This is a genomic window from Vallitalea guaymasensis, assembly GCF_018141425.1.
GTDB classification, from domain to species: Bacteria; Bacillota; Clostridia; order Lachnospirales; family Vallitaleaceae; genus Vallitalea; species Vallitalea guaymasensis.
The window spans coordinates 3,349,139-3,374,372 of record NZ_CP058561.1; the positions used below are offsets into that span (position 1 = coordinate 3,349,139).

At 31.6% G+C, this 25,234-nt stretch carries 19 protein-coding genes and 1 riboswitch; of the genes, 16 read left to right on the forward strand and 3 right to left on the reverse strand.

The genetic code is table 11. The features are described from left to right. Positions 1 to 128: 128 nt before the first annotated feature. The 7 genes from HYG85_RS14450 to HYG85_RS14480 all read left to right on the forward strand — a co-directional run bounded on the left by HYG85_RS14450 (position 129) and on the right by HYG85_RS14480 (position 9,914). The gene (locus HYG85_RS14450; RefSeq protein WP_212690263.1) at positions 129 to 1,151 is read left to right on the forward strand and encodes an ATP-binding protein; all 1,023 of its coding nucleotides are present in this window, start codon (positions 129 to 131) and stop codon (positions 1,149 to 1,151) included. Between the two features lie 10 nt (positions 1,152 to 1,161). After that, positions 1,162 to 3,123, forward strand: coding sequence for a magnesium chelatase subunit D family protein (locus HYG85_RS14455; RefSeq protein ID WP_212690264.1), 1,962 nt, complete (start codon positions 1,162 to 1,164; stop codon positions 3,121 to 3,123). A gap of 233 nt (positions 3,124 to 3,356) precedes the next feature. Next, positions 3,357 to 4,220, forward strand: a complete 864-nt coding sequence (locus tag HYG85_RS14460) for a carbohydrate ABC transporter permease (RefSeq protein ID WP_113673540.1) — start codon at positions 3,357 to 3,359, stop codon at positions 4,218 to 4,220. Between the two features lies 1 nt (position 4,221). Further along, positions 4,222 to 5,043, forward strand: coding sequence for a carbohydrate ABC transporter permease (locus tag HYG85_RS14465; protein ID WP_212690265.1), 822 nt, complete (start codon positions 4,222 to 4,224; stop codon positions 5,041 to 5,043). Positions 5,044 to 5,082: 39 nt separating this feature from the next. Further along, positions 5,083 to 6,393, forward strand: coding sequence for an ABC transporter substrate-binding protein (locus HYG85_RS14470; RefSeq protein ID WP_212690266.1), 1,311 nt, complete (start codon positions 5,083 to 5,085; stop codon positions 6,391 to 6,393). A 13-nt stretch (positions 6,394 to 6,406) separates the two neighbouring features. Beyond that, positions 6,407 to 7,534 carry an ROK family transcriptional regulator gene (locus HYG85_RS14475; RefSeq protein WP_113673543.1) on the forward strand — a complete coding sequence of 376 codons (1,128 nt, stop codon included), beginning with the start codon at positions 6,407 to 6,409 and terminating at the stop codon, positions 7,532 to 7,534. Between the two features lie 73 nt (positions 7,535 to 7,607). Continuing rightward, positions 7,608 to 9,914, forward strand: coding sequence for a phosphodiester glycosidase family protein (locus HYG85_RS14480; protein WP_212690267.1), 2,307 nt, complete (start codon positions 7,608 to 7,610; stop codon positions 9,912 to 9,914). 179 nt (positions 9,915 to 10,093) lie between these two features. Here the strand turns inward: HYG85_RS14480 and HYG85_RS14485 are convergent, their stop codons facing one another. Next, entirely contained in the window at positions 10,094 to 11,509 is a 1,416-nt protein-coding gene (locus HYG85_RS14485) for an alpha/beta hydrolase (protein ID WP_212690268.1), read from the reverse strand. 168 nt (positions 11,510 to 11,677) lie between these two features. After that, positions 11,678 to 11,853: riboswitch (cobalamin riboswitch) on the forward strand. Positions 11,854 to 12,054: 201 nt separating this feature from the next. Here HYG85_RS14485 and HYG85_RS14490 point away from each other — a divergent pair. From HYG85_RS14490 to HYG85_RS14520, 7 genes are all read left to right on the forward strand, one after another. Continuing rightward, entirely contained in the window at positions 12,055 to 13,542 is a 1,488-nt protein-coding gene (locus HYG85_RS14490; RefSeq protein WP_212690269.1) for a cobyric acid synthase, read from the forward strand. A gap of 255 nt (positions 13,543 to 13,797) precedes the next feature. Further along, on the forward strand, positions 13,798 to 14,763 hold the full coding sequence (gene cbiB, locus HYG85_RS14495) for an adenosylcobinamide-phosphate synthase CbiB (protein ID WP_244971200.1): 966 nt from the start codon (positions 13,798 to 13,800) through the stop codon (positions 14,761 to 14,763). 83 nt (positions 14,764 to 14,846) lie between these two features. Next, positions 14,847 to 15,881 (forward strand): pyridoxal phosphate-dependent aminotransferase, encoded by a 1,035-nt coding sequence (locus HYG85_RS14500; protein ID WP_212690270.1) that lies wholly within the window; start codon positions 14,847 to 14,849, stop codon positions 15,879 to 15,881. A gap of 336 nt (positions 15,882 to 16,217) precedes the next feature. Then, complete coding sequence (gene cobU, locus HYG85_RS14505) at positions 16,218 to 16,784, forward strand: bifunctional adenosylcobinamide kinase/adenosylcobinamide-phosphate guanylyltransferase (RefSeq protein WP_244971201.1); 567 nt, start codon at positions 16,218 to 16,220, stop codon at positions 16,782 to 16,784. After that, the gene (gene cobS / locus HYG85_RS14510; RefSeq protein ID WP_212690271.1) at positions 16,784 to 17,512 is read left to right on the forward strand and encodes an adenosylcobinamide-GDP ribazoletransferase; all 729 of its coding nucleotides are present in this window, start codon (positions 16,784 to 16,786) and stop codon (positions 17,510 to 17,512) included. The genes cobU and cobS overlap by 1 nt, the downstream gene beginning before the upstream one ends. A gap of 31 nt (positions 17,513 to 17,543) precedes the next feature. Further along, positions 17,544 to 18,131, forward strand: a complete 588-nt coding sequence (locus HYG85_RS14515) for a histidine phosphatase family protein (RefSeq protein ID WP_212690272.1) — start codon at positions 17,544 to 17,546, stop codon at positions 18,129 to 18,131. A 357-nt stretch (positions 18,132 to 18,488) separates the two neighbouring features. Continuing rightward, on the forward strand, positions 18,489 to 19,229 hold the full coding sequence (locus HYG85_RS14520) for an AIR synthase related protein (protein WP_212690273.1): 741 nt from the start codon (positions 18,489 to 18,491) through the stop codon (positions 19,227 to 19,229). Here the strand turns inward: HYG85_RS14520 and HYG85_RS14525 are convergent. Then, positions 19,222 to 20,820 (reverse strand): response regulator transcription factor, encoded by a 1,599-nt coding sequence (locus HYG85_RS14525; RefSeq protein WP_212690274.1) that lies wholly within the window; start codon positions 20,818 to 20,820, stop codon positions 19,222 to 19,224. The genes HYG85_RS14520 and HYG85_RS14525 overlap by 8 nt on opposite strands. Before the next feature lie 12 nt (positions 20,821 to 20,832). Further along, positions 20,833 to 22,638, reverse strand: coding sequence for a sensor histidine kinase (locus HYG85_RS14530; RefSeq protein ID WP_212690275.1), 1,806 nt, complete (start codon positions 22,636 to 22,638; stop codon positions 20,833 to 20,835). A gap of 245 nt (positions 22,639 to 22,883) precedes the next feature. Between HYG85_RS14530 and HYG85_RS14535 the strand changes: the two genes are divergently transcribed. Further along, the gene (locus HYG85_RS14535) at positions 22,884 to 24,236 is read left to right on the forward strand and encodes an ABC transporter substrate-binding protein (protein WP_212690276.1); all 1,353 of its coding nucleotides are present in this window, start codon (positions 22,884 to 22,886) and stop codon (positions 24,234 to 24,236) included. Between the two features lie 109 nt (positions 24,237 to 24,345). After that, positions 24,346 to 25,227: a carbohydrate ABC transporter permease gene (locus tag HYG85_RS14540; protein ID WP_242986438.1), complete on the forward strand. Its 882-nt coding sequence runs from the start codon at positions 24,346 to 24,348 to the stop codon at positions 25,225 to 25,227. Positions 25,228 to 25,234: the final 7 nt, after the last annotated feature.

Below are 25,234 nucleotides of genomic sequence, written 5' to 3' on the forward strand. Positions count from 1 at the left end.
TACAATAGTGGTAACTTGATAAGCAATCGGTATAAGTCAATATAATTAATCATCAGTTAAAATAATAGTATTTTTATAAATAATTTAATTAATTTGTATTAAATAAAATAGTAAAAGGAGTTAAAGTTATGGAAAATATAAAAAGGCAATATCCCTTTACTGCTATAGTGGGACAAGATAACATGAAGAAAGCTCTTTTGCTTAATATAATTAATCCTTCTCTTGGAGGGGTATTGATTAGAGGTGAGAAGGGAACAGCTAAATCTACTGCTGTGAGAGCTTTGGCTGATCTGTTGCCGGAGAGAAAAGAGATTAGTGGTTGCAAGTTTCATTGTAATCCAGAAGAAATAAGTGAATGTTGTGATGAATGTGTGGGTTTAATTGAGTCTGGAGATGTCACCAAGCATAAGGGTAAGATGAGAGTAGTTGATTTGCCTGTTAGTGCAACGGAGGATAGAGTTGTTGGAACTCTTGACATTGAGCATGCTATTAAGATGGGTGAGAAGAAATTTGAATCTGGAATTTTGGCGGAAGCTAATAGAAATATACTATATATTGATGAAGTTAATCTATTGGATGACCATGTTGTGGATATTTTGCTTGATTCGGCGGCTATGGGGGTTAACACTATTGAGAGAGAAGGAATATCTTATACTCATCCTGCTAGATTTGTGTTGGTTGGGACCATGAATCCTGAGGAAGGAGATCTTAGACCACAGCTTCTTGATAGATTTGGGCTTGTTGTAGAAGTGATGGGAGAAAGGGAAACGGAAAAAAGGGTTGAGGTTATTAAGAGAAGATTGGAGTATGAAGATAATCCTGAGAAGTTTGTTGAGAGATATATTCAAGATAATAATATATTGAATGAAAGAGTAATGAAGGCTAAGAGTTTGTTGAGTAAGGTTGGATATACAGATGAGATATTGGATATTGTTGCTAGATTGTCTATTGAGTTAGAGGTTGATGGACATAGGGCGGATATTACTATGGTTAAGACAGCAGTCACTAATGCGGCATTTAATGGAAGAACTAAGGTAATGAAAGAGGATTTGTTAGAGGCGGCAGAGTTAGTGTTACCACATAGAATGAGAAGAAGACCTTTTGAAGAAGGAGTATTAGATTTTGAAAGGGTAAAACAAATTATTGGATAGGTGTATGACTATGAATAGATCAGAATTGGTATTTCCTTTTGCAGCTATTGCTGGACAGGAGAAAGTTAAGAAAGCTCTTATACTTAATGCGGTTAATCCTGCTGTTGGTGGTGTTTTGATAAGCGGTGAGAAAGGTACAGCAAAGTCTACTTTGGTAAGAGGGTTAGCTGATGTAATTAGTGAAAGTGTTGTTAATCTTCCGTTGAATATTACTGAGGATAGGCTCATTGGGACTATTGATATCGAAAAAGCAATTTCTAGAGGTAAGAAAGCTGTAGATTATGGTGTTTTACATAAGGCTAATGAAAATATTTTGTATGTTGATGAAGTTAATCTTTTGAGTGAACATATTGTTAATTGTTTGCTTGAGGTATCATCTTCGGGTGTTAACAAAATTGAAAGGGAAGGTTTATCTTTCAGTCATGAATCTAAGTTCATATTGATAGGGACCATGAATCCTGAGGAGGGGTATTTACGTCCTCAATTTATTGATCGATTCGGGTTATATGTGGAGAGTAGAGGTTCTAGAGATATTCAGGAACGTAAGGAAATAATAAAGAGAAGGCTGGAATATGAAGAAGGTCCTATCGGATTTATTAAGGATTGGCAAAAGGAAAATCATAGAATACGTGATGAAATAGCTGATGCTAGAGAGATTATCAAAGATGTAGTGGTAGATGAAGAACTAATGTATTTTGCTGCTGATATTGCTAGAGGGGGAAATTGCTCAGGTCATAGGGCTGAGATATCAATAGTGGAAACTGCTAAGGCAATAGCAGCACTTGATAGAAGAAAAAATGTTATTAGTGATGATATTGAAGAGGCGGCAGGTTATAGTTTGCCTCATAGGATGAGAGAGATACCTAATGTAAATGAATCTAGGAGAGACCCAAATAATAATGATAAGGACACTAATAGAGATGAAACACAGAATAATGCAAGTTCAAATAATAGTAAAACTGATGATATAAGAAATAGAGATATAGAAAATGATGATATTAGCAAAAGGAATAATAATAATGATGATTTTATGAATAAAAGAGACAATGATTTAACTGATGAACAGATTGGTGATAACAGTAAGAAAAATGATAAGAGTAATGAATCAAGTAATGAACCCCATTCACAAGAAAAGATTGAACAACCCTTATATAACGACAAAATTATTCCCCTGGAAATAAAATCTACAAATAATGTTAAAAAGATAAAAGGTACTGGAAAAAGGACTAAAGTTAAGAATGATTCTCAAAAAGGTAGATATATAAAATATTCCATACCTAAAGGTAAAGTTAGTTCTATTGCATTTGATGCAACATTAAGGGCTGCATTACCTTATCAAAAGTTTAGAAATAATGATAAAGTATCTATAGTTATTGATAGGTCAGATATAAGAGAAAAAATAAGAGAGAGAAGGACAGGGAGTACAATATTGTTTGTAGTTGATGCAAGTGGTTCTATGGGAACAAAACAACGAATGAGGGCTGTAAAATCAGCAATCATCTCAATGTTGAATGATGCTTATCAAAAGAGGGATAAAGTAGGTATGATTGCTTTTAGAAAAGATAAAGCAGAAGTTCTACTTCCAATAACAAAAAGTGTAGATATGGCAGAAAAGAGGCTCAAGAATATACCTACAGGGGGGAAAACTCCTTTAGCTTCTGGGTTATATGCAGCTTACGAATTGCTAAAATCATATAAAGTAAAAGAACCTGATACAGAGCCTTTGATGGTGCTTGTCACAGATGGCAAAGCTAATGTTTCATTGAACAAGGGTAAGCCTATAGATGATGTCTTACATATGGCTGGGATGATAAGAAATGAAGGTATACAAACTATGGTAATTGATACAGAAAGCGGTTTTATCCAATTAGGGTTAGGTAAAAAATTATCAGATGAAATTAATGGAGAGTATTATAAATTGGAAGATATTAGGGCAAAAGAATTAAAGAGCATTGTTAATCATAGAGGATAAAAGTCATGAAATTAAAGGCTTGCAAGTAGGTTTTGGTTAGAATCTTAATAAAATCTGTTGATATTAACTATACTATATATATTATTATAAAAAATATATTTAGTATAGTTTTTTTGTGCATAATTACAATTAATCAAATCATTAGAAAAAATATGTTGACAAATAACTACAAAATATTTATAATGAAATTAATTAATCAAGTCATTTGATTAATACAGAAAGGAGGAATATTCTTGAATAAGAAAAAATACACACCCTACTTATTAATTGCACCAACATACATTTTATTCATAGTATTTTTTATAATACCTCTTATATATTCTTTTAGTCTTACACTTGTTGAATGGAACGGGTTTTCAATAGACAAAGTCTTTGTTGGATTTCAGAATTATATGAGGTTATTTGATGATAAAGATTTCCTTAATGCACTTAAGAATACATTGGTATATGCAGCTATTACAGTGCCATTAAGTGTTTTTATATCATTGGTACTTAGCTATATAATGGATGAAACAATAAAGGGATATCAATTTTTGAAAGGTGTCTTCTTCTTACCTCATATTGTTTCACTTGTAGCTGTAGGGGTTGTGTGGTCTTGGATTTTCTTACCAGATAAATATGGCTTGTTAAACAGCATTATATCTGTATTTGGTATAGGACCTAAGAAGTGGTTTTCCGATCCGAATTTGGCTATGCCAGCACTTATCATCATAGGAGTTTGGAAAAGCATAGGTTACAATATGGTAATATTTATAGCCGGACTGTTATCCATATCCAAATCTATCAATGAAGCTGCTGAGATAGATGGAGCTAATAGCATTCAAAAGTTTTTTAGAATTACCATGCCGCTACTTAGACCTACAATGTTTTTTGTTATAGTATCAAGTACAATATATTCATTTTTTCAAATATTTGATATTGTGAAAGTAACAACAAATGGAGGTCCTATAGGAAAAACAGAGATGCTGGTTACTTATTTATATAAAGTCGGTTTTGTTGAGTATGAAATAGGATATGCATCTGCCATAGCATTTGTATTGTTTGCACTAACTGTATTGATTACAGTAATTCAGAAAAAATTTGTTGAGGAGAATTGATATGACTATTAAAAAAATATCCAAGTATATTATTTTATATGGAATAGCGATAGCAATGATATTGCCTTTTTTATGGATGATATCAACATCATTCAAATCAGCAAATGAAATCTTTACTATTCCGATAAAATGGATACCAAGCAGTTTTAATTTTGATAATTTCAGTAAGGCAATTTCTAGCTTTCCATTCGTTAGATTCTTTATGAATAGTGTTACAGTTACAATATTTATCATAATCGGGCAGTTAGTAACATCAGTAATGGCTGCTTATGCATTTGCAAGAATGGAATTCAAAGGAAAGAATTTACTGTTTGTCATTTTGTTAGCTGGATTGATGTTACCGGCACAAACAATTATGATACCAATGATATTAATACTAAAAGAATTACATTTATTGAATACTTTACCAGGTATAATAGTTCCGTTTACATGGAGTGCATTGATAGTATTTTTGTTAAGACAATTCTTTATGAAAATACCAAAGGAAATAGAAGAAGCGGCTATGATTGATGGATGTTCAACTTTTAGGATTGTTACTTCTATAGTTCTTCCTATATCAAAACCCATTTTATCTACATCTTTTATATTAATATTCATCTATGCCTGGAACCAATATTTTTGGCCGTTGCTGATTGTTAATAAAGAAGAGTTATATACATTACAATTGGGATTAGCTTATTTTAAAGAAGTTAATGCTATCGAAACAGATTGGGGAGCATTAATGGCTGGAACAACATTAACTTTATTACCAGTTATAATCGTGTTTGTAATTTTCCAGAAGAAAGTAATAGCGAGTATTGCATTTTCTGGAGGTAAAGAATAAATTATTTCAATTAATCAAATGACTTAAGGAGGATTTAATATGAAAGGGAAAAAGATTGTTACTTTATTACTAGCAACTCTATGTATAGTATCATTATTAATTAGCGGGTGCAAAAAAGATACAACAAAAGATACTAATAATGACAATGGCAAAGATGCAGTAGAGCAAAATAAAGATAAAGCCGATAATAAAGATACAGAAGAGAAAGTAACTGTTGAATTCTGGCATGGATACACAGCAGAAAAAACAGAAGTACTGGATGGAATGATAGCTGAGTACGAAAAACAAAATCCAAATGTAAAAATAAATGCTAAGTTTGTTGCAACTGGAGAAGAGATGCTTCAAAAAGTTCAAACTGCATTACTTTCAGGAGAAGAACCAAATATGCTTTGGGGATATCCTACTTGGACTGGAGTATTAGAGAGTTCAGGAAAACTTGTTGACATGGGAGAAATCCTTGATGATGAATTGAAAAGTGATTTACCTATAGGTTTATTAGAAGCTGGTAAGTATAAAGGAAGAATCTACTCTGTGCCAATTGAGGCTGGAACATTATATCTAATCTATAATAAAGATATGTTTAAGGAAGCAGGAATCGATAATCCACCAACAACATGGGAAGAGTTATATGATATATCTAAGAAGCTATCTGACGGAGATAGATATGGAGTATGGTTACCTATAGCACCTAATGAAAGAACTACTTGGACATTTGAGACATTCTTATGGCAAAATGGTCAAGACGTACTTAATGCAGAAGGAAACAATATTGGATTCAACAACGAAAAAGGTCTAGAGGCATTAGAGTTCTATACTAAGATGATTAAGGACGGATATGCACCTACAGCTGTTGGACAAGACCCATTTATTGACAAACAAGTAGCTATGGTGTACGCTACACAAGGAGCAGCTAATGCTTATATTAATAAATATGAAATGAATGTAGGAGTAGCAATGTTACCAGGAAAAGATAAGTTAGCTACAGGGTTAGGCTCTAACCATTATTTCATGTTCAAGAGTGATGATAAAGTACAACAAGAAACTTTGAAGTTTATAAAATATATGACAACTGGAGAGAATCATGCAGAATGGGCAATAAAAGCAGGTTACTTACCAGTATCAAATTCAGCTAGAGAAAGCGATAAATATAAACAATTCGGTGAAGAAAATCCACATATGATTGAAGCTGCAAAAGCGTTGACATATGGTGTTGCTAGACCACCAATTGAAGAATATCCAAAATTATCTACAGCTATTTCAGAAACTATTGAAAAAATAGCTATAGGTGATACGACACCTGAAGAAGGAATGAAACAAATACAAGATGAAGCTAATAAAATATTTAAGTAAGTAGGGAGAGAATATGATTAAAGTTACTAGTCCAGATTTAATGAAGATTAATAATAAAAAGCAAATATTAGAGCTGATCTATTCAGAGAAAAACATCTATAGAGCTCAGATTGCTGAAATGACTAATATGTCTAATCAAACAATTACTAATCTAGTTAAAGAATTATTGAACGAAGGGATTGTCAAAGAAGTTACTATTGAAAATAAATCAAAAGGGCGAAACCCAATGGCATTATCTATAAATAATGAGAATATATGCTCTATTGGAGTAGAAGTCTCAGTGGAAAAGATTAATGTGGGTTTATTTGATGTAGATGGTGACATGTTAGTTGATCGAACATATAAAAGACAAGATGATATTGGAAATGTTCTAGATATAGTGAAAGACTTATTAGAACAAGTAATTAGTTATGCTGATAAAAAAAGAATATTAGGTATTGGAATTAGTATTGAAGGGATAATCAATTCATTAAGCGGATTAGTAATAAAATCTAAAAATCTTGGATTAGATGGTGTAAATATTTTGAAAGAGCTGGAATACTTAGGTATTCCAGTTCTAATAAAAAATGATGTCAATATGTTGGCTGAAACAGATTACGGAAAACAGCTATTGAATAATTATATGCTCATAAAGTTAGATTCAGGTATTGGTGCAGCTCTTGTTTTAGATGGTTCTTTATTGAAAAGCAGTCAAACTGTAGGTGAATTCGGTCACGTAAGAATTCATTCAATTGATGAACCTAAACAATGTGAATGTGGACAAAAGGGTTGTTTGACAACTGAAGCATCAATTACAGCAATTGAGAAAAAGTCAGGATTATTCTTGGAAAGTTTTGTTGAACAATATAAATCAGGAGATAGCAGGATACGAGCTATAATTGAAGATGTTTCAAGATATATATGTGAACCATTGATTAACATCATAACTTTACTAGACTTGGAAAGAGTTATATTCACAGGTAAATTAGTCAATTCATTAGGAGATGAATTTATTGATTCAATTAGTCAGTATATAGATAGATCAATTAATAGCTTTAGTTCATATAAAGATTTGAAAATATTAAAAAATGTGAATGTGATAGAAAGATGTGCTGGTTATGTGTTTTACGATTATTTTTTGAATTGGAGGGAGCATTTATAATACTTGAAATATATAACATTAATGCTTCTTTTTATAAGACATAAATAAGCACCATACAGAAGAGGGATAGATAATGTATATAGCAGATAAGAATTTTATTAAAGGATGTTTTAGAAGAGAAAGATATATTGTATATCAAAAGATAAAGCAATATCAATATATAGATGTCACAGCAGACATAATAACACAAAATAAATATATAAAAGATGAACTTGCTGAAAAACTATATAAAAAAGGTATAATCGGGGATCTACAATATCATGAATATATGGATGAATTAGAAGATTTCTTCATGTTCTTATCAGATATGAATGAAAAAACAGATGCAATGATCTATGATCAAGTAATTAAAAAAAGATATAGGTACTTTGGACAAGATTGCATAGATTATGTAAAAGAAGCTATCAGTAATTCATATTCTTATGGTGAGATAAATGGAATAGACCAAAGTGATATATTGAATAGATTACAGGAAAAGAATAAAAATGTATATTTAGTGGCTGACAATTATGCTTATGTAGCACAACTAATTACATTTCTCAATAAGATAAAAGACAACTTCAAAAAAGTATATGTTATCACAAAAGAAAAAGATAATTTTACTTTTATACCTACTAAGGAAGATATTGTTCAATATATAAGAGAAACTGATCAAGATATTAACATAGGAGATATAACTTTTGTAATAGATGAAGACTGTGACTATGGATTTGATCTTAGTAAATTGGAAGTTGATAATCCAGATGATATTTTGATCGGATTTGGAGAATGGTGCTTAGAGTCATTCAAAGAGCTTAATATAGATTCCTTTGTATGTTGTAGATCAGAAAAATTAGTGACTAGAGCATTGACAAATGCTCTTAGAGAAGATGAGTTGCATTTTATTTATATCCATAAGGGTTACAATATATTTAACTATGTCAGTATGGTAGAAAAAACAGAATTAAATTATAAAATGTTAAGTTGGATATATGATTGTATAGGGATGGAAGCATATGAAAAAGATATAAATACTTTGTTTGAGGAATTTCCTAACGTATTTTTTAACTCTAATTCCCATGAAATAATAGAGTTACAAGATATTAATAAGGTAAAAGAAGATGAACAGTATGATGTGTACAATAAAGAAGAGATTAGACAACAGAAAATAAAAAAACATATTGGTAATAATTTTAAAGGTGTACATCTAAATGATTATCTTTTTAAAGATAGATGGTCCAATGATGTTAAAGTAGACTATATAGAAATTGATAATAAAAAAGATATCAATGTTAGAATTAATACGTTTACCAGCGCAGTTGACCCAAGAGGTTTCTTTAAAAGGCAAAAAGAAGGAAATTATATTGCCTCAAACTTCTTGTTTTTTATTACACCTAAGACAATAGAGTTATATAACAGATTAAGGGATTCAAGGGAAAAAGAAAGAATTAATAAATATGGCTGGCATATTGATTATAAATATGAAAATAACCAGTTGAAACCAGTTGAAACATTTCCATTGTACAATAAAGCTGCAATTGGTAAAAAGAAAAATGGTGGTATAGAATTCTTTAGAAAACAATTATCAGCTGGTAAAATCATTCTTAATGGAACTGAGATACAATGGGATGATGAAGATATTAATGTAAATGATGAAAGAGATGTAATTATTTATACACCTATGGGTGAAGATAAAAATGAAGTAGATTATAACAGCTATACTAAAATAGTTGGTGAAAATAGAGTAAATATTATATGTGTTGATGATTTTGTTGTTACCATCAGAAAGGGAGATGTAGTATTACCTAGTATAGGAGTAGTAGTATCTCTTAGCCAAGAGAAATGGGAAAAGCTATTCAATGAAGCTTTATTTGACAAGGATGGCTATATGGATATTAAGGATATATCTTATCAATTATACTTAAAAAATTCAGATGAATATGAATGGTGTTATGGTGGAGGAATGTTCTTAATATATGAAGGTAAAGCATTTGATGATTGGACGAAACTTGAGAAAGAATTCTACCAAGAGGGATGGTTGACAAGATTATCTATGCAGACTCAGGAATCTGAAATTCATAAAATAGAAAAACATCCAAGAACAGTTATCGGAGTAACTGGCGATAATAAGTTTTTCATTATGGTTTGTTCAGGTCGAAGTAAAAAAAGTGCTGGGGCTAATTACTATGAATTGATTGAAATAGCAAAAGATATATTTGGAGATATAAAATATCTTATGAATATTGATGGGGGAGGATCTTCTTTCCTAGCATATATAACACAGAATGAGTTATTCGAACTCAATGATATAGCTCAATCTAATAATACATGTGCCGGTGTAATAAGACCAGTTAATTCCATTATGACAATTGACTTAAACGCTACGTTACAACCTAGTTAATACTTAATATAAAATAAACTTAGCTAGTAATTTATGTAAACTAATTTGAGTAATATTTATAAATAAAAGGGCTGTAGGATAAATAAACCCAATATATCCCACAGCTCTTAAAAAAATCTTATTTGTTTAGATGAATATAAGGTTTCCCTTTATGTGCAAATGAAGCTATCCAATGAATCTTAATTAGAAGAAATCCATTCTGAGATATCCCTAATAACTTTGTCATCAACTCTGGAAGGTACAAAATATTCATCTGGATTAGGAGTACCTTCACCTTTCATGAACAAATGATTAAGTCCGTCATATAATTTCATTGTTACATTATCTTTTGACTCCAAGCTTTCTTTCCACATATTAAAGTCTTCTAAAGTAACTTGATAATCTCTTTTACCCTGTAAAAATAGCATTGGTTTAGTAATGTCTTTTGCGACTATAGCAGGTTTATAATCTTTTAGATCAAGGTAATAAGCTTTGCCTACTCCACCCAAATCTGCAGTTGTATAATTACTGGATTCATCAATATTTTTAACTTTATCGTAGACACTTTGATAATAATCAATTTGCTGTTGTTCTTCATCAGTAATCTTACCATCTAGATTAGATAAATAAGGTATTTGATATACCAATAAATCTTCCATAGGTCTAGAAGGACCAGCAAATACAATATAACCACTTGCGTCTGGAATCTCATTAGCTATACGAGGCATCAAGTAACCACTGAGACTATGACCAAGTACATAAACACCCGAAGCATTAATATCTTTGTTATCTAGAATATAATCGTATGCATATACCACATCATCTATGGTTTCATCATAAACGGTCAATTCCTCTTGTTCTGATATCCATTTATCACGGTGAGCAAATACTCTTTTATCATATCTAAGAACTCCAATACCTTTACTTGCAAGTCCGTATGCAATATCTCGAAATGGCTTGTTTGGTCCAACAGTTTCATCTTTATCATTTGGACCAGAACCATGTACAAGAATAACGACAGGATATTCATCTTTATCTTTTGGAATAGTTAACAATCCAGGTAGTCTATACTCTTCTTCACCAAATTCAACAGCTATTTCTTTAACATTCTCAGGAACACTTACTTCTTCTACATCTTGAGCTGGTGTCAAGGAAAAACCTTCAATAACCTTATCTTTATTAAATGATACAGTACAGTTGATATTAGATTTACTATACTTATTTGTTATAATAACTATTTTATTATTATCTTGTTCCACTACTTGTGTAGATAATACTTTTTCAAATTCACCAGCTAAATTATTAATCTGGCTGTCTGCTGATTTTAGCATTTTTACATTAACCATTTGTTTCAATTGAGCAGAATAATTAAAGTTGTTACTAACGAATTCAAAATTTTTATCCATAAAAGCTTTATTCAGGCTTGTAGCAATTTCTTCTTCAGTGCCATCTACCAATACATCATTATCTGATTGACCTTCATCAGTAGTATCATCTTTTGCTTCTTGTTCATCATTAATCACGTTTTGGGCATCTTCATTATTTTGTTGTTCAGTCCCTTTACAACCAACTAATATCATTGCAATTATTGTTAATGAAATAATAAATCTTTTCATATTAAATCACTCCTTATATACTTATTAGATTATTAGACAAACATCTAAATAATTAACTTGAGTATAATCCAAAAACTTATTTGTGTCAAGTTATTGATTTTATATTTGTTATAGAATATAATGATTTCATATATATAATTTAATATATGCTCACCAATATTATTTATAATATGTAAAAGTGAGTTAAGTAATCTATATTTATAAGGAAACTGGTGAAAATCCAGTACAGCCACCGCTACTGTATTTACTACTAATGCAATAAAAGCCACTGAATCAGCATTTGGGAAGGCATTGCATTAGGCTTATGTATAAGTCAGGATACTTACATGGATTACTATGTATATTAAATCCAGATTGCGTGTGGAGATATGGGTTTGTTTTAATGTATATTTATGGTACATATATTAATTCTTTAAACATTTCTGCAAACATTATCCCCCATTAGAGCAAAAAATATTGTAAGTTCCTTATTACAACCAATAACTTGATAAAGATTAGAAAGTACTAATAAAAATGCATCTAGCATAAAAAAATGGAGTGATAAAATGAATAATATTATGTTTCAGGGAACAGCTTCTACCGTTGGTAAAAGTATACTTACTGCTGCTTTGTGCAGAATTTTAAATGATGATGGAATTAGTGTAGCTCCATTCAAATCACAAAATATGGCGCTAAATTCTTTTGTAACAGAAGATGGGAACGAAATGGGCAGAGCCCAAGTTGTACAAGCTGAAGCCGCTCGTATAAAACCTACTGTCGAAATGAATCCAATCCTACTAAAACCAACAAGTGATGTTGGAAGTCAAGTAATATTGAATGGTAAGATATTCAAGAATATGTGCGCAAAAGATTACTTCGGCACAAAAGCAGGATTAAAAGACCATATAGTAGAAGCTTACAACAAGTTACAATCCAAGTATGATGTCATTGTATTAGAAGGAGCAGGAAGTCCAGCAGAAATTAATCTTAGGGAAAATGATATAGTCAACATGGGTATGGCTGAGATGGTAGACGCTCCAGTAATACTTATTGGTGACATTGATAAAGGTGGAGTATTTGCCTCAATCTATGGAACAGTCATGCTCCTTGAACCAGAAGAAAGAAAAAGAATCAAAGGATACATAATAAATAAATTCAGAGGAGACGAGAAAATTCTCCAGCCAGGCATAGATATGTTCTACGAAAAACTACAAATACCATGTCTAGGAGTAATTCCCTTTGAACCATTAAAAATAGATGATGAAGACAGCGTTACAGAAAGATTTGATAGAAAAGCAGAAGGAGACATCATAATTGGAGTTCTCCGTTTACCATACATGTCCAATTTCACAGATTTCACTGTCTTTGAATTAGAAGAAGGAGTATCCGTAAGATACATAAAAGAAAACGAAGACTTTGAAGGCATAGACCTATTAGTCATACCAGGCAGTAAAAATACCCTAAAAGATATGGAATACATACACAATTCATCCCTAAAAGCAGGTATCTATAGAGCCCACAGAAATGATATCCCCATAATTGGTATATGCGGAGGCTATCAAATGCTCGGAGAAACTATAACCGACGAAAAAGGCGTAGAAACTGTCATGAACAGTATAAATGGTCTAGGTCTATTAGAAATAAAAACAGAAATGGAAGAAATCAAACAAACAACCCAAATAACAGGAAACATAATGCTGGAAATCCCCTTCGCAAAAAAATCCTGTAACCTAAAAGTAAACGGATACGAAATCCACATGGGTAAAACTTACCTAATGGGCGAAAGTACTCCCCTAATCAAACTACAAGATAACAGATTAGACGGAGCCATCAACGCCAAGAAAAATGTTTTCGGAACATATCTACACGGAATATTCGATAACGATGAACTAAGAAAACAAATACTCGATAACATAAGAAAGAAAAAAGGACTAGATTGCAACAACAACATAGACTACGCAAAATTAAAAGACATGGAATACGATAAACTAGCAAATCTAGTACGTAAACATATCGACCTAGAAAAAATAAAAGACATTATTTACAACAATTAGTTCCAATAAAAAAAGAAGTTGACAAACAAAACTAATTATACATATTGAACTTAAACAGCTATAAACCATTTTAACAAGTTCAATATATTTTACTTAATTTATAAATATATCTAACACTACAATTACGGGTAGAAGGGTAAAGTGTTATAATCACGCAGACCGACCGCTTCTCAGGGTAAGGCAAGTGATTATAACACTTTACCCTGACCCCCATTAATATGTTAGCTAAAAAATTACATCTAAGAGGTGTTATCATTGAAAGTTATTATAATAACATGTATTGCCCTAATACTTGACAGGATTTTCGGGGATCCACTAAACATACCCCATCCTATCATCTACATAGGAAAACTAATAAGCAAACTAGAAAAAACTATAAGAAAAAGCAAAATACCTCTAAAAGCAGGTGGCTTCATCTTGCTTTTTGCAACAATAGGAATAACTGTATCTATGATTACTCTTCTATTATTTGCTTGCGGTAAAATACATCCTTATGTTAGAGATATTGTTACAACTTATCTCCTCTATACATCATTAGCAGCTAAATGTTTGAAGGATGAAGTTTTGAAAGTTTGGAAAGCCATAGATAAAGATGACCTTGATCTATCCAGAAAACAATTATCCTATCTAGTAGGAAGAGATACCAATCACCTAACTAAAGAAGAGGTTATTAGAGGAGCCATCGAAACAACAGCAGAAAATACTGTAGACGGTATACTTGCACCTCTTATGTTTATAGGTATTGGATTCATATTCAATATGCCTGTACAATTTGTTTTTATGTACAAAGCAGTAAACACACTAGATTCAATGGTGGGATATCTCCATTCCCATTACAAAGATATAGGATTTGCTTCTGCTAAAACTGATGATATCTTTAATTATATTCCAGCTAGGATTGGAAGTTTTTTTATGTTATTGGCTGGAGGTATACTAGGATATAATTTCAGACAAGGATGGAAAATATTAAAAAGGGATAATAGAAATCATAAAAGCCCTAACTGCGGCTATCCAGAATCAGTAGTAGCAGGGTTATTAAATATACAAATAGGTGGAACCAACACATATTTTAATGAAGTTGTTGTAAAACCAGCAATAGGTGATATTGGAGAAGAACTAAGTGGAGAACATATAATAAAATCTACTAAGATTATGTATGTATCTGAGATTATTACAGTTGGAATGATTTGTTTAATATTATTAGTAGTATCTTTTATATAATATTGATGGTATTTTAATTACGAGATTAGAATTATTGTTGGAGATTGACTTAATAGTTGTTAACATAGGAAGGAATGAACTCTATGAATAAGCATGGTGGGTATTATGGTAACTCGGAAGTTGTTGATTATAGTGTTAACATCAATCCTTTAGGTTTACCAGATGATATTAGAGAGACTATAATATCTAGTATAGACAATATAGGTAAATATCCTGATATTGGAGGAACTGCTGCAAAAGAAGCTGTAGCAAAATATATAAATGTTGATTCTAATAAAATAATTATGGGTAATGGTGCTAGTGAACTTATATATTTGTTTGCTAGAGCTGTGAAGCCTAAAAAGGTTCTTATTATTGAACCAACATTTAATGAATATAGGAGAGCTTTTTTATTGGCTGGCAGTGAGATAGATGATTATGTATTAGATAGTGATGATGATTTTAGGTTTAATATAGGTATGTTTTCTAGGAAGATGGAGACGTTTCAGCCGGATGTTGTAGTATTGTGTAATCCTAATAATCCTACGGGAAAATATCTTGGAGTAGACATAGTTAGTAAAATAGTAGATCTAGTAAAGAGAGAAAACAGTTTTTTGTTTATTGATGAATCTTTTGTTGAATTTACTGGATATGAGCCTGTTGGGAATTGTACAGGTTATGAACATGTGTTTTCTCTTAGATCCATGACTAAGTATTATGCTGTGCCTGGATTGAGAATAGGTTATGGGGTGACTAATGATAAGGTTGTAGAAAAGATGGAAGAATATAAGGAGCCTTGGACTATGAATACTTTTGCTCTTGATATTGTGCCAAAGGTTATTGGAGATAATGATTTTTGTGAAAAAGTTAATAATTGGGTAAAAAGAGAAAGAGAATATATGTATAAGGGATTATGTAATGTAAGTAATCTTAAGGTGTATAAGAGTTATAGTAATTTCTTTTTATGTAAGTTGGATTATTTCTCGGGAAATATGTTGAATTTGGAATTATTGAAGGATAATATGTATGTTAGGGTTTGTGATGATTTTAAATCGTTGAGTGAGGAGTTTGTTAGGATTGCGGTTAAGAGGCATGGGGATAATGAAAAGCTGGTTAGAAGATTAAATAAAATTTTGTAGATTTTTATTTAGTGGTGAACTTCCGTAGGTTAAATATGTATACAAAACAGCTCTTAACAAATATTTGAAGAAAAACTAAATTCGTTCCAAGAAACATTACTAAACCTTAACAACTCCTTCGTCAAACAGTTAAGGTTCTTAACGTAATATTTCTTTCCACTCATTAAGATTTTCTTTTCAAATATTTATAAGTCGCTTTATTTGTATACATATTTACCTACTGGGGTAGTGGTGTGTGGAAAATTAGATTGAATGTTACAATGTATTATTAGTCAGCGTTTGTTTTGGATACAGAGATTAGTAATTTTGAATTTATTATAATGAGGAGTGAATGTTGTGGGAATTGTTATGGTAACTGGTGGTGCTCGTAGTGGTAAGAGTACTTATGGAGAACAATTGGCTAAGGTTAGGGGTAGGAATATTGCTTATATTGCTACGGCTATTGTTACTGATAAGGATATGGAAGATAGGGTTAAGAAGCATAGGAAGTCAAGACCTCAGGAGTGGTTGACTATTGAGAGGTATAAGGGGTTTGATAATATTGATAGGGATATAGTTATGTCAACTGATTTGTTTTTGTTGGATTGTATTACTACCATGGTGACTAATCTTATGTTTGATAAAGATATTGATTATGATAGTTGTAGTAATGAGGATATACAGATGGTGGAAGATTATGTTTTTGGTGAAGTCAAGAAGCTACTTGATTTTATGGAGAGTAATGGTAAGGAGATTATCTTAGTTACTAATGAAGTTGGGATGGGATTGGTTCCAGCTTATAGGTTAGGTAGTATATTTAGAGATATAGCGGGAAGAATTAATCAATATGTGGCAAGTAGAGCGGATGAGGTTTATTTTATGGTATCGTCAATACCTATGAAGATTAAGGGAGCTGATAAGTGATGAAGAGTTTCATACTTATGTTAACTTTTTTAACGAGAATTCCTATTAGTTATAGTTTTTCTTTTAATAGTAAGGATTTTATTAAAGGGATAAAGTATATGCCGGTGATTGGTCTTATTATAGGAGGGATTTTATATCCAATAAGTTATTATGGGGATAAGATGGCTCCTATTGTAGCTTCTCTGTTGATAATTGTGGGTTATTTGATTATTACTGGTGGTTTGCATTTGGATGGTTTAGCAGATGTTAGTGATGGGATATTCAGTTGCAGGGATAGGGATAGAATGTTTGATATTATGAAGGATAGTAGAATAGGTTCTTTTGGTGTTATTGCGTTGATACTATATTTCATGAGTATGTTAGCGTTACTTGGTTATAGTAATCCAGTTACGATATTGATTTTTCCTGTTGCTGGGAGATGTTTTGCGTTATTTGTGTGTTCAATTAATGAATATGCTAAAGAATCAGGTATGGGGAAAGATTTTATAGATAATACTAAGTGGTTTCATGTTGTAGCTGGATTTTTATTATTAATTGTATTGATTGTTTTGTTGAAAGAGTATCTGTTGTTGGGAGCTGTTGTTATAACAAGTGTAATTGTGATGATGGTTAGTGCTAGTATTAGTAAAAAACTTGGTGGTATAACAGGTGATGTCATTGGTATGACTGTTGAGTTTTCACAGGTTGTATTTTTATTGAGTGCTTATTTGTTGGAAACGTTAGTTTAGTTTATTAAAATATCATAATGGGGGATTAAGGATGAAATTTATTTTTGTTAGACATGGTGAGACTCGTGCTAATGTGGAACAACTTATTTATGGGGTTACTCATTCGGATTTTACTGAGAATGGGTTGAATCAGATAGATAGGATATTGGATTATATTAAGTTGAAAGATGTTGATTATTTTTATTCTAGTCCTCTTGAAAGGACTAGGGTTATTTCTGAAAAGATAGGAGAATGTATTGGTAAGAAGGCTGAATTGGTTGAAGAAGTTGGTGAAATGAATTATGGAATTTTTGAAGGGATGACATCTGATTTGGCTGTGGAGAAATATCCAGAGGAATATAATAGTTTTATGAATGATTATAGAAATTATATTATTCCAGAAGGTGAGAATGTATTGGATTTTGATAAACGGGTGATTAGTTTTCTTGATAAGATAAAGGATGACAATGGGACTAGTGTGATTGTGACTCATGGAGGAGTTATAAGAACAGCAATAATGTATTTGTTGGATTTGGATAGTGAGGATAGGTGGCATTTTAAGATATTGCCTGGGATGATAATTGAGATTGAGTATAAGAATGGGTATGGGGTTTTGGTTCAAATGAAGGATAATAATTAGTCGTCTTGCAAGTATGTCAGAAATGGTGTTTTGTATAGACTTGTCATTGGTAAAATAGTATATGTATATGTTACGCCAGCGAATTGCTCGTCCTGAGCCCAACGAATAATAATGGACATCGAGTCCATTATTATTCCTGACAGTCCAGTAGGGCTGTCAGGTTAAAAGCTGGGTTCGGCGTCCTGCCTCACTACTCCACATATACATCTACTATTTTACTTACTTGATTACCCGTTACAAAACACTTTTTCTTCTATGTGAGTAATTTCTGGCTATTACAGATATTTGTTTTAATAGAAAAAGATATATATAGATTAAAAAGATATAGACAAAATATAATTAAAAGGAGTAAGAACAATGATTGAAAAATTTAGAGATATTACGATACTTCGTTTGGGGGATAAGGATATATTGACGGTTGCTTGTGATTCTTGTGGGGGGATTGGTAATAAGGAGAATGATGTGATTAAGGTTGATCCTTATGTTACGGGGTATTATACGGCGGTTGTTTCTTTATCTGAGACTATAGCGTTGGGGGCTGAGCCTATAACGGTTGTTAATACTTTTGCGGTTGAAATGAATGATACGGGTAGAAGGATTATGGATGGTATTAATGATGCTTTGGATAAGATTGGGTTGGATAAGGAGTCTGTGGTTACAGGGAGTACTGAAGAGAATATTCCCGTTACGGTTACGGGGATAGGGTTAACGGTTATTGGGAAGGTGAATACAGATATATGGAATTTTCCTAAGGCTGAAGAGGGTAATTTAGCTGTTGCTGTGGGGATTCCAAAAGTAGGCAACGAAGTAGTAGGTGATAAAGGTGAGATAATGACATTGGATATTCTTAAGAAGATCAAGAGCCTTGAGTTTATAAAAGATGTTTTACCAGTTGGGTCAAAAGGTATTGCTTATGAGGCAAGTGAAATGGCTAGGACTGGTAATTTGGAGTTCAAGGTTTATGAGGATGTATGTGTTGATGTAAATAAATCAGGTGGACCTGCTACTTGTGCTGTTTTGGCTATGGATATCGGGTATCTTGATGAATTAAAACAGATGGTTGATATTCCAGTTAATGTTGTAGGAGAATTTATTTAAATCTTTTTCTATATTCTCCTGGGGAGATACCATAGTATTTTTTGAAAACATAACTAAAGTGTTTTACGCTTATGTAACCAACTTTTTTGGTGATGTAACCTAGTTTCAATTCGTTGTTCTTTAGTAGGTTGGCTGCGTGTTTTAATCTTACTTCTGTCAAGAATTTTATGTAGGATTGTCCTTCTAATTCATGAAATAAGTTACTTAAGTAAGAATAGGAAATGCTTAATTCATCTGCAATGAGAGATAGACTGATTGGTTCCATATAGTGTTTATATATGAATTGTTTTGTCTGCTCTATGAGTAGATTTTCATCACACATTGAATTCTTTTTATGCAGGTTTTCTATTATTATGTTTGACATGTTGATAATAAAGGCTGATATATTTTTTTTGTCAGTTAGGGTGTCTTTTGAATCTATCAGTATTTTATATATTTTATTTATAACATCTTCGTTCAGAGGAATATTAGTTTTTAACTGAGTTATTATGTAGTTTAGTGTTTTTAATAAGTAACAGCTGTTGATCTGCTCATATAAGAAGTTGCCAATATCTTTGGATAGTACTTCTTGATTAACTGTATCATTGTTATGGATGGTATAAATCAAATTTGCCATATAGCTATGTAAAGTTTTTATATAATTTTGATAGGATTGTTCAGAGTACAACTGAATATTACTCTCCTCATCTTTGGTGAATAAGGTTTGTAAGAAAGCTTTTTTTGCATTTTCATAGGAAACATTTAATTGTAGTAATTCATTTTCTTTAGTTCCTGCTATAGAAAATATGTGTAGATTGGTTTCTTTATAATAAGCAGTATCAATCTTTTCATACATATCTAGGATAACTTTTTTATAATCTTCATCTTCATCAATGGGTATAAGCAATACAGTGTTTTCATTGGAATCTATAAATACTTTTGTAGAGGTATCCATAGTTTGTTTTCTCGCTGTATTGAATAGTAATAATTTCAATAGAATCAGGTTAGTTATCTTCACATTGTTTTCAATCAGGTTATCCTCTGTTATTTGAAGTATGAGTATAATTCCTTCGGCATCAAATAGATTGATATGCAAATCATACATTATAGGATATAATGATTGAATTTCCATATGAGAACCTGTAATGACAGCTTTCAAAAACTTGGCTATAATGGCTTCTTTATATTTATTGGAAGCTGATATAAGGTCATTATATTTAATTTGTTCACATTGTTCTTTGTGGCATATTTCTGCTACAGATTCAAGCATATTCTTTAATTCTTCGTTGATTATTGGTTTTAATAAATAGCTGCTCACGTTGTATTTAATAGCAGATTTGGCATAATCAAATTCCCCATAACCTGATAAAATGGCACAATGTATTTCTGGATATAGGATATTTACTTGTTTACATAACTCTAATCCATCCATTACTGGCATCTTGATATCAGTCAAAATCAAATCTACAGATTGGTTTTTTAATACTTCAAGTGCATCTGCACCATCCATTACATCATCAACGATTTCCCACTTATCACATAACTTAGGAATAATCTGTTTCAGAAAATTTCTTGTCAACTGTTCGTCTTCAACAATTAATAATTTATACATGGTTAAACCTCCCTATAATGATGTCTTTGGTAAAATTATTTTAACTGTTGTTCCTATACCTTCCTTACTTTCAACTTCAATACCATATTCAATACCATATTTTATCTTGATACGTCTGTTTACATTAATGAGGGCAATTCCATTACCCTTTGCAGATAAGTCAAAGCTTTCTCCAATTTCTTTTTCAGTGTTCAACTTTTCTCTTAATTTTATTAACGCTTGTTCTCCCATTCCAACTCCATTATCTTTGATTATGAAGATTACATTACTGTCTGTGATGGTATCTGCTATTTCTATGGTTGTGGTTTCTTTTTTAGCTTCACATCCATGGATAACAGAATTTTCAACTACAGGCTGTAATAATAGAGCAGGAATAATATAATTATTAAGCTTATCGTCTACGTTGATTTCATAGTTCAAACGGTCGTTGAATCTGTTTTTTTGTATTGTCAAATAAGCATCCAGCAATTGTAATTCTACAGATATAGTAATTTCTTTATCCATATGAGTCAGACCACGTAGAATAATACTTAGCTTATTTATAGTATTAACAGCCTGGGGCAAGTTGTCAGACTGAATTAACATACTTATCATGTTAAGAGTATTATGTATAAAGTGAGGCTGTATCTGATTGAACAGTGTATTGATCTGTGCTTCCTTTTGAAGATATTTCGCTTCATAGATTTCACGAACCAATTTGTGATTTTCCTTAAACATATTCTTAAGTTCCCCGACCATGTTATTCAATGAGCTTGATAGATAACCTAATTCATCATTGGATTTTATAGGAAATGCTACATCAAGGTCTCCTTCTTGGATCTTATGTATATTGTTTATTATCTTATTCAGTGGGCTAAGGAACATATACAAATAAAATGATATTAGTAAAAGTGCAAGGATAAAGCTAATTAAAGCTACTATGAAAGCACTGTTTCTTACGTCTGATATTTTTTCATTGATGGTTGATAATGAAGTAACACCAATTACAGTCCAATCAGCATATTCTATAACATTTTTATTGATCAAGTATCCTTTGTTATTGCAGTTAATAGTTGTATAAGGTTTTTTGCCATTATAGGTTTTAGTATATACATCATCTATATCATCAGAAGTTAAATGAGGTACATTAGAGAATATTACCTGCTGATTGGCATCAACAATAATAATACCTCCATCTTTTCCGAAATCCACTTTGTTACAGATATCACTAATACCAGAATAGTTAGCATCTACCTTGATTACTCCTAGAATCTTATCTGTGTTTCTGGTACTTCTTAAGATACTCACTATGGAAAAAATAATATTCCCAGGGTCTTTGATAATCTGTTCAAGGTGAGCAGAAACAAATATAGGTTGCTTTTTCTCCATTGCTTTTTTGTACCAATGATACTTAGTAAAATCTTGATTTGATTTTATCGTAGAAGTAATACGTTCACCTTTATATATTTCATCAGTCAATATAAATACCCGTAATATGTCTTTCCTTGGAATAATCAAAATCTGTTCAAGAAAATCTTCTATGGTTCTTGTTCTATATAGAGATTTCAAGTCAGAGTCATCAATTGTTTTGTCTAATGCATCCATTACATCTTGGTCATAGTAAGGTGATAAGGATAATCTATACAGGTCGTCCAAATATGTTCTAATATTCAGTGACGTGAGTTCAACTATCTGTTGAACCTTTTGTGAAGATTGTTCCATAATACTATCACTATATTTATTATAAGAGTATATTGATATAAATAAAATAGACGTTAATGTAAGTAGCGCTGTGCATATAAAAAGTTTTAATGAAAAATTCCAACTAATCCTTCGCATTTTATCATACTCCTATAAACTTTTTTGTTTCTTACTAGATAGTTTGCTTGTTCAGTACATAAAAATTACTAATTAATTATACCATATTTTTTATATTTTATTGATTATATATAAAAAAAACATACCATTATCGAAAATATAGGGTATTTATTTTTTTGTGATGTGGTTATACAATGAAATTACAGCAATACCAATGGGAATTAACAAATTTCCAAATTAATAAGAAAACGGGGGATTACAAAACTATGAAAAAATTTATATCTTTGTTACTAGTTATCACAACTATTTCATTATTTACTGGGTGTGCTACAAAAGAAAAAGATAAAACTGTGGATAATACACCTGTACAAGAAGATAATGTAGACCAAGACAACAAAGAACAAGAAACAGATGCAGACAACGAAGTTGTACATATTAAATTTTTTACAGGAAAAGTTGAAACAGTTGATTTGATGAATGAGATCATTGACGATTTCAATAAAGAACATCCTGGAATTGTAGTTGAACAAGAGTTCCAAAAAGATGCAAGCAATGTTATCAAAGTCAAATTTGCATCAAGTGACATTCCTGATATTACTACTGTAGTTGCACAAGAATACATCGATCAAGGTAAATATTTGGATGTATCCAATGAAGCGTGGTGGGAACGTATCCAACCTGCAATAAAAGATATGTGTACAGATGTTAAGAGTGGTAAACAGTATAGAGTAGCAAGTAATATGACTATGGCTGGTTTATTCTATAATAAGGCAATATTTGATGAACTAGGAATAGATGAAGCAAAGACTTGGAAAGAGTTTGAAGAGGATTTAGCTAAGATCAAAGAAAGCAAACCAGATGTTGTACCTCTTTTCATGGCTGGAAAAGATTCTTGGACATTAGGACATCTAATAGAGTTTATGGCACATGGAGTTATAAAACAGACTTATGGTGTTACTGATTCCAAAAAAGCATTTTTAGCTAATGATGATGCCAAACTTCAGCTTGGTGCTGAAGGTGGACCTATGGATAGTTTTGCTTCTGTAATTATAAGTGGAAGAGATAAGAAGTTATTCAACGATGATTTCTTGACAGCTACTTATGATAATCAAGTTGAAATGTTTGCTAATGGTGAAGCTGCTGTCATCAGTCAAGGAATGTGGGCTCTTAGTGGTATATTAGACAAAAACCCAGATATGGCAGAAAACATTGGATTCATGCCTTATCCAGCTATAACAGACTCTACTGAACCAGTAATATTAAGTGCTGAAGATTCAGCTTATGCTATTACTTCAGCTTCAAAACATCCAGAAGAAGCAAAAGAATTTTTAAATTATCTATTCAAAGCAGAGAATTTAAAGAAATATAGTGAATCAATAAAATCACCATGTGCATTCAAAGATGTTGATGCAGATTGGGGTCCAATAAAAGAGCAGGTAAACAATGCACTTAGTAATGGAGTTAACATTGGATTTACTAATGAGTCTCCTTCAGGATTCTCAGGTGATGACGCAGGAAGAATGGTTCAAGAATTATATGCAGGACAATATTCTGCTTCCATAGATTTCGCAAAAGCTTACAAAGAAGTTTGGGATAAAGCATGGAATGCATCTAACTAGTTATTTAGGGGCTGCACTAGGTTATATAGATATACAATAGGCAGCCCCTATATTTTTATAGTTTAATTGGGTACATATAGTAAGATAATTAAAGTGGAGTGATGACGGAGTGATTTTTCGAAATAAGATAGTTTCCAAATTACATAATTTTATGATTTTACCAGCTTTTATTTTATTCTTTATATTTTTTATATATCCGTTGATAAAAGGTATTGGCTTGAGTTTAACAGATTATGATGGTATGACAAAAGCCAATTTTATAGGATTAAAGAATTTTATTGATTTTTTTCATGATAGTCGAGCAAAGAATGACGTAATAAACACAGTTCTATTTGCTTTGGGAAGTGCTCCACTATTGAATATATTCGGTTTCCTATATGCTTTACTTTTAGATAGTAAGTTCAAAGGTAAAGGTATAGTAAGAACTATTATTTATTTACCAGCAGTTGTAAGTCCATTGATTATGGGTTACATATGGTACTTTATTTTACAGCCACAAAGAGGATTCTTATTCGCAACTCTTGAAAGAATTGGTCTTAATGTTGCCAATGCCAATTGGATGGGGAATAGATATATGGCTTTGTGGGTAATTATTGTGGTTAATGTATGGCAGTTTGTAGGAATGACTATGGTCGTCTATCTGGCAGGATTACAAGCTATACCTGAAGAGATGCACGAAGCAGGTAAGATTGATGGGGCTACTTATGGTCAAAGGATAAGATATATAGTCCTTCCTATGATGATTCAGCCTATTAAGATTAATGTTATAACCAACATTATAGGATCATTATCAGTTTTTGAGATAATAATGGCATTAACTGATGGAGGTCCAGGATATAGTACAGAGTCATTAAGTATCTATATCATGAGAAAATGCTATGGTAGTTTCACTGGATACTCCACAGCAGTTGCAGTTATCCTATTTTTATTAATTCTATTTCCTGTTTTATTATCACTGAAATTGATGAAATCAAAAGAATATGATGCGTAAGGAGGCG

Excerpts from the sequence above, each read along its gene's own strand:
- HYG85_RS14450 (WP_212690263.1), top strand. The coding sequence starts at position 129 with ATGGAAAATATAAAAAGGCAATATCCCTTTACTGCTATAGTGGGACAA.
- HYG85_RS14455 (WP_212690264.1), top strand. The coding sequence starts at position 1,162 with ATGAATAGATCAGAATTGGTATTTCCTTTTGCAGCTATTGCTGGACAG.
- HYG85_RS14465 (WP_212690265.1), top strand. The coding sequence starts at position 4,222 with ATGACTATTAAAAAAATATCCAAGTATATTATTTTATATGGAATAGCG.
- HYG85_RS14470 (WP_212690266.1), top strand. The coding sequence starts at position 5,083 with ATGAAAGGGAAAAAGATTGTTACTTTATTACTAGCAACTCTATGTATA.
- HYG85_RS14475 (WP_113673543.1), top strand. The coding sequence starts at position 6,407 with ATGATTAAAGTTACTAGTCCAGATTTAATGAAGATTAATAATAAAAAG.
- HYG85_RS14480 (WP_212690267.1), top strand. The coding sequence starts at position 7,608 with ATGTATATAGCAGATAAGAATTTTATTAAAGGATGTTTTAGAAGAGAA.
- HYG85_RS14485 (WP_212690268.1), bottom strand. The coding sequence starts at position 11,509 with ATGAAAAGATTTATTATTTCATTAACAATAATTGCAATGATATTAGTT.
- HYG85_RS14490 (WP_212690269.1), top strand. The coding sequence starts at position 12,055 with ATGAATAATATTATGTTTCAGGGAACAGCTTCTACCGTTGGTAAAAGT.
- HYG85_RS14500 (WP_212690270.1), top strand. The coding sequence starts at position 14,847 with ATGAATAAGCATGGTGGGTATTATGGTAACTCGGAAGTTGTTGATTAT.
- cobS (WP_212690271.1), top strand. The coding sequence starts at position 16,784 with ATGAAGAGTTTCATACTTATGTTAACTTTTTTAACGAGAATTCCTATT.
- HYG85_RS14515 (WP_212690272.1), top strand. The coding sequence starts at position 17,544 with ATGAAATTTATTTTTGTTAGACATGGTGAGACTCGTGCTAATGTGGAA.
- HYG85_RS14520 (WP_212690273.1), top strand. The coding sequence starts at position 18,489 with ATGATTGAAAAATTTAGAGATATTACGATACTTCGTTTGGGGGATAAG.
- HYG85_RS14525 (WP_212690274.1), bottom strand. The coding sequence starts at position 20,820 with ATGTATAAATTATTAATTGTTGAAGACGAACAGTTGACAAGAAATTTT.
- HYG85_RS14530 (WP_212690275.1), bottom strand. The coding sequence starts at position 22,638 with ATGCGAAGGATTAGTTGGAATTTTTCATTAAAACTTTTTATATGCACA.
- HYG85_RS14535 (WP_212690276.1), top strand. The coding sequence starts at position 22,884 with ATGAAAAAATTTATATCTTTGTTACTAGTTATCACAACTATTTCATTA.